Origin of the sequence: Haladaptatus sp. (assembly GCF_049589095.1) — an archaeon.
Taxonomy (GTDB): domain Archaea; phylum Halobacteriota; class Halobacteria; order Halobacteriales; family Haladaptataceae; genus Haladaptatus.
This window is the reverse complement of sequence record NZ_JBAWAC010000043.1, coordinates 1-1,761: the sequence shown is the minus strand read 5'-3', so window position 1 is coordinate 1,761 and position 1,761 is coordinate 1. Positions and strand designations below refer to the sequence as shown.

Genomic DNA, 1,761 nt, shown 5'->3' with positions numbered 1-1,761 from the left:
ACGCGAACGCGGCGTGGAACATTCTTTCTCGCGGTATCACAAAGCGGTTAGGAGCGGGACGCTCCGAATCAACGCCTGTGGAGACTGCGCTTCCTGTGGATACCTCCGTATCTGCAAAGCGCGTCGTCGAAACAGGAAGCCCCACCCTCAAGGAGCGAACGGCGTCAGCCGTGAGCGAGTAGGGTGGGGTAGTTCACTTCCTCGACGAACCGGACATCGCCGACGTGAAGTCCACGACGCGATGTGATTTCGGAAATCGAGATTCGTACGCCTACCTCAAAATGTGGGGAGAGGACGACGATGCGAACATGTTCGACGTCGAGGATTCGGCGTCGGCGTTTCTGGAGTTCGACGGTGGGCGGACGGCGACGATGGAAACCGCGTGGGCGGTCAACGCCGATTCGGTCCACTCCTACCGGATTCACGGGACCGAAGCCGGTGCGCTGTTGGACATCACGGACATCCGGGACACCGATGTGGACGTCTCTCAGATGCTCAAATTCTTCGAGACCCGGAGCGGCGGCGTGGACCACTACCTCGATACGTCCGTCACCGCGAACCACAACGACCCGTATCGTGAGCAAATACGTTCGTTCATCGACGCCGTTGCACACGACGAACCGCCGACCACCAACACCGTCGAGCAGGCGCCCGCCGTCCAGCGACTCGTGGACCGCGTCTACGTCGACAACGACCGATAAACCCGAGGCGACGAGGGGAGTTTGATAGCGTCAAACGATTGGGGCAGATTCTTATGGTTTCGCGACTCACGTCGGCCCATGGCACGAGACGGGAACGGGAGCAAGACCATCAAATCGGTCGGCAACGCGTTTCGGGTGTTGGACGCGCTGGACGAACACGAGCGGATGGGTGTGACGGCCCTCGCCGACGAAGTCGGACTCTCGAAGGGAACGGTGCACCACTACCTGGCGACGCTTCTCGAACACGATTTCGTGGAGCGGGCGGACGGCGAGTACCAGCTCGGACTTCGTCCGCTCACGTACGGTGGTGCGGTGCGGGAGCGCGAGACGGTCTTCCAAATCGGCAAGGAGAGCGTCGACAGGCTCGCGAAGACGACCGGCGAAACCGCTCGACTCGTGGTCGAACGACACGGGTACGGGATCACGCTGTATCAGTCCACCCGCCACGACCGCGCGGACATCAACACCCATCTCGGCACGCAGGAGGACCTTCACAGCACGGCGGCCGGAAAGGCGATGCTCGCGGCGATGGATGAGACGAGAATCGACGAGGTTCTCGACTGGGGAGCGTTGCACCGATACACCGACGGGACCATCGTCGAGGAATCGTCGCTTCGCGCGGAACTCGACGACATTCGGTCGCGCGGCATCGCTTTCGACGACGAGGAGCAGTTCGAGGGCGTCCGATGCGTCGCCACCGCGCTCGTGACGGAAACGGACGAACTCCTCGGTGCGATCAGCGTCAGCGGTCCCGTCGAGCGTATCGATGACGACACGTTCCGCCGGGAGATCCCACAGGAGATCCGAAACGTGGCCGGTGTCATCGAAGTCAACACGGCGTATCTCGATTGGATGGAGTAGTCGCTGCTCGTCTCCGGCACCCACATTCACGTCAAAATCAAATACGCTCCTTTTTCACGGATAATCGTCCTTCAGTGAGGGACGGCTATGTTGACATCCTCCCCGCGCTCAAGCGCGAGGATTCCTCGAAGCGGATATTGAGGTTGCGCGTTTCCTCGGTTCTCAAGGACGCTTTCGCGTGGAACGTCAGCGGTAGCCA

2 protein-coding genes and 1 pseudogene are annotated in these 1,761 nt (G+C 61.1%); all 3 read left to right on the top strand.

The features are described 5' to 3' along the window. Nucleotides 1-182, top strand: a pseudogene (locus WBV42_RS01420) (RNA-guided endonuclease TnpB family protein); the annotation flags it as partial. A gap of 42 nt (nt 183-224) precedes the next feature. After that, nucleotides 225-701 carry a Gfo/Idh/MocA family protein gene (locus WBV42_RS01415; RefSeq protein ID WP_423984457.1) on the top strand — a complete coding sequence of 159 codons (477 nt, stop codon included), beginning with the start codon at nt 225-227 and terminating at the stop codon, nt 699-701. Nucleotides 702-779: 78 nt separating this feature from the next. Then, complete coding sequence (locus WBV42_RS01410) at nt 780-1,562, top strand: IclR family transcriptional regulator (RefSeq protein ID WP_423984456.1); 783 nt, start codon at nt 780-782, stop codon at nt 1,560-1,562. Nucleotides 1,563-1,761 lie beyond the last annotated feature (199 nt).

Coding starts and splice junctions, on each gene's coding strand:
- WBV42_RS01410 (WP_423984456.1), top strand. CDS start 780: ATGGCACGAGACGGGAACGGGAGCAAGACCATCAAATCGGTCGGCAAC.